We start from the raw sequence: 6,436 nt of genomic DNA, 5'->3' as shown, positions 1-6,436 counted from the left end.
AATCGGTTCAACTTGCCGTGTTGGTCGACCGCGGCGAGCGTGAGCTGCCGATTCGCGCCGACTACGTTGGCAAGAACATCCAGGCCCCACGCGGACAGCGCGTTTACGTACGGCTCACTGAAGTAGACGGCGCGGACGCGGTGGTAATCGGCAGTGCAAACGGAAAATGAGGTCGAACACGCGCGCTCGATGCGCGACGAACAGTAAAGTGTCACGGCTGGCGAAATTTGACATCGTTTCGATTGAGGATCTCGAGACCTCGGACATCGAGCGCGTGTTTGCGCTGGCCGACGGCTTCGCCGAACAGCTCGCGCAGGGTGATCAGATCACGACCGCCGCCGGCCTTATCATGGCGACGCTCTTTTACGAGCCCTCGACCCGCACGCGCCTTAGCTTCGAGTCGTCGATGCATCGTCTCGGCGGCGCGGTGATCAGTTCAGCCGACATGCAGGCAAGCTCGGCCGCGAAGGGTGAGAGCCTGGCCGATACGGTGCGGGTCGTTGCCGGCTATGCCGATTTGATCGTGTTGCGCCATCCCCATGATGGCGCGGCGCGCGTCGCTGCCGAGTACGCGCCATGCCCGGTGCTCAACGCCGGCGACGGCAGCCGCGAGCATCCCACTCAAACCCTTTGCGATCTCTACATCCTGCGCAAGAAAAAGGGCCATCTGAAGGGGCTTACCGTCGCGCTGTGCGGCGACTTGAAATTCGGGCGTACCGTACATTCGCTGATTTATGCCCTCGCGCGTTTCGGCGCGAACATCGTCGCGGTGCCGGCCACCGGCATGGACGTTCCCGACTACGTCCTCGAGCGGCTTGCCGCTGAGCGCAACTACAGTTTCTCGACGGTCACGATGGATGAGCTGAAGTCGTTGGCTGGCGGCCTCGACGCGCTATATCTGACGCCCAGCGCGCCGCATCAGATGGCGCTCTTCACTGGCGACGAGGCCCTTCGAACAATTCCCGCGGCGGAGCCTCCTGCCGCTCTCGACGCATTCTACGTCACCCGCCTGCAGAAGGAGCGGATGTCGGGGAAGGAAGCCGCGGCCGCCGAGCACGTCCGCTTCGACGCGCGCGCGCTGCGCACCAGCCGCACCCATGAAGCCGTCGTGATGCATCCACTGCCGCGAACCAGCGAACTCGCGTACGAGCTCGACGCCGATCCGCGTGCAGTTTATTTCGAGCAGGCGGCCGCCGGAGTGCCGGTCCGGATGGCGTTGATCGCGTGGTTGATGGAAAAAGCCGCGCACACGTCCGACGCCGCTCGGCCGGTCGCCGAGCCGATTCGCTTCAAAACAGAGCCGCCGCCGCGATGCGCCAATCTGAACTGCGTCACGCGATTTGAAGGCGCCTACCTCACTCCGCGATTCACGCTCGGCCGCAGTGTCGATACCAGCGTGCTCGCGCTGAAGTGCGACTACTGCGAACGCGAATTGAAGACCGAATACGTCGGTCATGCGCGCTCACATCGCTACTACCGCTTCGACGAAAACCTCCAAGGCTATGTGCGCCAGTGGATCGAAGAAGGTTCGCTGGCGGTGTTCGAGAGCGTGAAGCAGGCCGAGGAAGGCGGCTACGAACCCTACAAGCGCGGCCCTCAGCGCGAAATTATGAATGAGCAGGAAGTGGTTCGCGCGATCGAATCGCTCGCCGACCAGGTGATTGCTGACGTTCTCGACCTGCCGAGTGTCTCGATCGTCGGCGTCGTCAGTCGCGGCGCGATGCTCGCGCTTCGGTTGCGCGAGCTGATCGGATCAAAGACCAAGGTCTTTCCGCCGTGCGCCGCTCTCGACGTGTACAAGCCGGACGATGCCCTGCGTCCGATTGATGGCACCGAAAAGTTCGTCGTCGAAGACCGGACGATAATCCTGGTTGACGACGTGATTAACAGCGGATGGACCGTGCAGCGCGCGATGGCGACTATTTGGCAGCGCGGGCGTCCAGCGGCGGTCAAGCTGGCGGTGTTGATCGATCGCGGGCATCGTGCGCTCCCGATTCGGCCGAACTATGTCGGTAAGAACATCCCGACCTCGCGCACCGAGCGCGTGCAGGTGCGCCTCGCCACGGCCGGTAGCGATCCGAAAAGCAAATCGCACGATCACGTAACGATCTATTCAATCGTCGAACCGCGGAAAGAACCCGAGGCGGCGCATTGAGCTCAATCCTGCTTAAAGGAGGACGGGTGATCGATCCGGCCAGCGCGCTCGACGGGCAGTATGACGTGTTGGTGCGCGACGGTGAGATCGCAGCGGTCGAGCCGGTCGGAGCGCGAAGTAGTCTGCAGGATGTCACCGTCATCGACGTAAGTGGATGCTGGATCGCGCCCGGATTGATCGATCCGCACGTACATCTGCGCGACCCCGGTTTTCCTGAAAAGGAAACGATTTTGACGGGCTTGCGAGCCGCGGCCGCCGGCGGCTTCACAACAGTGGCGGCGATGGCGAACACGTCGCCCGTCAACGACAATCCCGCGACGACGCGCTACATGCTCGAGCGCGCTCGCGAAGCGCATTCGGCGAGACTCGTGCCGGTCTCGGCAGTCACGCATGGGCTGGCCGGCACTGAACCGGTCGATTTCGCCGCTATGCTGGAGGCAGGTGCGCGAATGTTCTCCGACGACGGGATTCCGATCGACGATGCGATGGTTCTGTCACGCGCGATGGATGAAGCGAAGCGGCTCGGCTATGCGGTCGCACTGCATGAAGAGGATCGCGCGCTGTCATGCGATGGAGCGCTGAATGCGGGCGCCGTGTCGAAGCATCTGGGCGTCAGCGGCTACCCGGATTCGGCGGAGTCGCAACGCGTGCGTCGCGATCTCGCGCTGGCGATCGGCTCGGGCGCTGCCGTTCACGTGTGCCACGTGTCGACGCCCCAGTCCCTCGAACTCATTCGTGCCGCGCGCCGCCATGGCGCGCAGGTTACCTGCGAAGTGACCTCGCATCATTTCACCCTTGACGAAAGTGCGGCGATGATCTGGGGACCAAACGCGAAGATGAACCCGCCGCTGCGAAGTCACGGCGATGTCGAAGACCTGCTCGCTGCGATTCGCGACGGCACTATCGATATGATTGCGACCGACCACGCACCGCACGATCCGAAGTCGAAGCGGATGGAGCAACTCGGCGCCTATTTCGGTTCGGAGCATCCAATGCCGCATCTTGACCACGACAGCGCGGACGAGTTCGCTCATGCGGAGAATGGTGTAGTCGGGCTCGAGACTGCTCTTGGGCTTGCGCTTCAGTTGGTGCATCGATCGTTGATCCAACCTGCGCGATTGGTTGAGATGATGTCGCTCAATCCGGCGACTTTGCTGCGGCTGGAGGCGGGAACCCTTGCGGAAGGCACGGCCGCGGACATCACCGTGATCGATCCCAATCTTGAATGGACTGTTGCGCCGGAAAAATTTCTGTCTAAGAGCCGCAACACTCCGTTTGCGGGAATGCGCCTGAAGGGCAGGGCGATCCTGACTATTGTTGCGGGCGAAATCGTTTACGACGGGAGGAAGGCGTAGCGGATCGATGAGCAAGGGACGGGAAGCGATTCTGGCACTGGCCGACGGGCGAGTCTTCCGCGGCCGCGCATTCGGCGCCGTGGGCGAGGCGGTCGGCGAGGCGGTTTTCAATACCGCAATGACCGGATACCAGGAAGTCCTGACCGACCCTTCGTACAAAGGCCAGCTGGTCTGTATGACTTATCCGGAAATCGGCAACGTCGGAATCAACGCCGAGGATGCGGAGTCGCGACGCGTGTACGTCGAGGGGTTCATCGTCAAGGAATATTGGGCGCGGCCGTCGAACTGGCGCTCGGAGATGCCGCTCGGAAGATATCTGGAAGACGCGGGCGTGGTGGGTATCGAGGGTATCGACACACGCGCGCTGGTCCGGCATCTACGGACGCGCGGCGCGCAGGAAGCGGTGATCTCGAGCGTCGATCTCGACACGGATTCGCTGGTGCGTAAGGCCAAGGCATCGCCCGGACTAGTCGGCCGCGATCTCGTGAAAGAGGTTACGTCCGCGGAGCCTTACAATTGGGATTTCGGCGATTGGAAATTGGGAAGCGGCCACGTTCGCGCGAGTTATGAAACGGCACGCGATGCGCCGACGATCGTTGCGCTGGACTACGGAATCAAGCTGAACATTTTGCGACGGCTCGTCGCGACCGGATTTCGGGTCAAGGTGCTGCCGGCAGCGTCAACTGCGGAACAGATACTCGCGCACAATCCCGACGGAGTTTTCCTGTCGAACGGACCCGGCGACCCCGCCGCGCTGCCGTACGCTTACAGAGCCATCGCGGGCGTTCTGGGCAAGAAGCCGGTGTTCGGCATTTGCCTGGGACATCAGTTGCTGGGGCTGGCGCTGGGCGGCAAGACCTACAAGCTCGACTTCGGGCATCATGGCGCAAATCATCCGGTGATGGACCTGCGGACGCGTCGTGTCGAGATTACCTCGCAGAACCACGGCTTCGCGGTCAACGACGAGTCGTTGAAGGGTCGCGCGATACTTTCGCATCTCAATCTGAACGACAACACCGTCGAGGGATTGCAGGGAACCGGCGTACCATTTTTCTCCGTGCAGTATCATCCGGAAGCCTCGCCGGGACCGCATGATTCGAGCTACCTGTTCGCGCGATTCAGAAAACTGGTTGAAACCTTCCCGCGCTACGGTGCGGAAGCGCTCGAGAGGATTATTGCCGCCGAGGCATTGGCGCAAGCGCAAATTCAATGAGTCAGGATTCCCAAGTTGCCGCTTCGTAAAGATCTCAAATCGGTATTGCTGATTGGCTCGGGCCCGATCGTTATCGGGCAGGCGTGCGAGTTCGACTACTCGGGCACGCAAGCGGTCAAGGCGCTGCGGGAGGAAGGTCTGCGCCTGATTCTCGTCAATTCGAATCCGGCGACGATAATGACTGACCCCGAACTGGCGGACCGCACATATGTCGAGCCGATGACGGTGGCGGTGCTCACGAAGATTATCGAGCGCGAGCGCCCTGACGCTCTGCTGCCGACGGTCGGCGGGCAAACCGCGCTGAACCTTGCGATCGAGCTTGCCGAGGCGGGCGTGCTTGATCGGTTCAAGTGCGAACTGATCGGCGCGAAGCTCGAAGCGATCAAAAAGGCCGAGGATCGTGAGCTGTTCAAGAACGCGATGTTGAAGATCGGGCTCGAAGTGCCGCGTTCCACGATTGCGCACTCAATGGCAGACGCTGAACGGGTGGTGGGCGAGCTTGGTATCCCGCTGATAATTCGTCCTTCGCGAACGCTCGGTGGGACCGGCGGCTCGATCGCGCGCGAACTCAGCGAATATCGCGCCAAGGTAGCGTACGGCCTCGAACAATCGCCTAGCCATGAAGTTCTGATCGAGCAGTCGGTCGAAGGATGGAAGGAATTCGAGCTCGAGGTGATGCGCGACACGGCGGACAACGTCGTGATTATCTGCTCGATCGAAAACCTCGATCCGATGGGGGTCCATACAGGCGACTCAATCACGGTCGCGCCCGCGCAGACGCTGACTGACAAGGAATACCAACTGATGCGCGACGCGGCGATTCGGATTATCCGCGAGATCGGCGTCGACACGGGCGGTTCGAACATCCAGTTTGCAATCGAGCCGGCGACCGGGCGGATGGTCGTAATCGAGATGAACCCGCGCGTGTCCCGGAGCTCGGCGCTGGCGTCGAAGGCGACCGGATTCCCAATTGCCAAGATTGCGGCGCGGCTCGCGGTCGGTTACCGGCTCGACGAGATTCCGAACGACATCACGCGCATGACGCCCTCGTGCTTCGAGCCAACCATCGACTACGTCGTGACCAAGATTCCGCGCTTCGCGTTCGAGAAGTTTCGCGGCGCGGCCGACGAGCTTGGCCCGCAGATGAAATCGGTCGGCGAGGCAATGGCGATCGGGCGGACCTTCAAGGAGTCGCTGCAGAAAGCGCTGCGTTCGCTCGAAATAGGATCGCATGGACTCGAGAGCGGGGGGCTTCCAGAGCCGTCGAGCGCCAACGCGGTGGCTCACCTTCGAGCGCAGGTGGCGACGGCGAGCAGCCATCGTCTGTACCATCTGGCGGATGCGCTGCGGCTCGGAATATCGCGGGCGGAGGTTTACGAACTCAGCAAAATCGATCCCTGGTTTATCGACGCGGTCGCGGACCTGGTGGCTGAGGAAAAGCGCGTCGCTCGCGAACCGCTCGGCGCAGCGTACTTCCGGGAGTTCAAGCCGATGGGATTCTCGGATCGGCGAATCGCGGACCTGCGCGGGATCGATGAAGCTGCGGTGGCGACGGCGCGTCGCGAGGCGGGAGTGGCGCCAGTGTTCAAATCGGTTGACACCTGCGGCGCCGAATTCGAAGCGTTCACCCCGTACCTCTACTCGACTTACGAAGGTGAGGACGAAGCGCCGCCGACCGCGCGCAAAAAAGTGATCATTCTGGGCGGCGGCCCG

Annotated in this window: 4 protein-coding genes and 1 pseudogene; all 5 read left to right on the top strand. The window is 62.1% G+C overall.

Features of this window, described 5'->3' with window-relative positions:
- Positions 1-170 (top strand): annotated as a pseudogene (locus tag VIW95_RS17555) (bifunctional pyr operon transcriptional regulator/uracil phosphoribosyltransferase PyrR); the annotation flags it as partial.
- 38 nt (positions 171-208) lie between these two features.
- Positions 209-2,155: an aspartate carbamoyltransferase catalytic subunit gene (locus VIW95_RS16995; RefSeq protein ID WP_331588765.1), complete on the top strand. Its 1,947-nt coding sequence runs from the start codon at positions 209-211 to the stop codon at positions 2,153-2,155.
- The gene (locus VIW95_RS16990) at positions 2,152-3,510 is read left to right on the top strand and encodes a dihydroorotase (protein WP_331588763.1); all 1,359 of its coding nucleotides are present in this window, start codon (positions 2,152-2,154) and stop codon (positions 3,508-3,510) included. Before VIW95_RS16995 ends, VIW95_RS16990 begins: the two co-directional genes overlap by 4 nt.
- 7 nt (positions 3,511-3,517) lie before the next feature.
- Positions 3,518-4,723, top strand: coding sequence for a glutamine-hydrolyzing carbamoyl-phosphate synthase small subunit (gene carA, locus VIW95_RS16985; protein ID WP_331588761.1), 1,206 nt, complete (start codon positions 3,518-3,520; stop codon positions 4,721-4,723).
- 15 nt (positions 4,724-4,738) lie between these two features.
- A partial coding sequence (gene carB / locus VIW95_RS16980; protein ID WP_331588759.1) for a carbamoyl-phosphate synthase large subunit occupies positions 4,739-6,436 on the top strand: 1,698 nt, incomplete at its 3' end.

Source organism: Binatus sp. (SeqCode), assembly GCF_036522015.1.
Taxonomy (GTDB): domain Bacteria; phylum Desulfobacterota; class Binatia; order Binatales; family Binataceae; genus Binatus.
The sequence above is the reverse complement of the archived record's forward strand: the minus strand, read 5'-3'. Positions and strand labels throughout refer to the sequence as shown.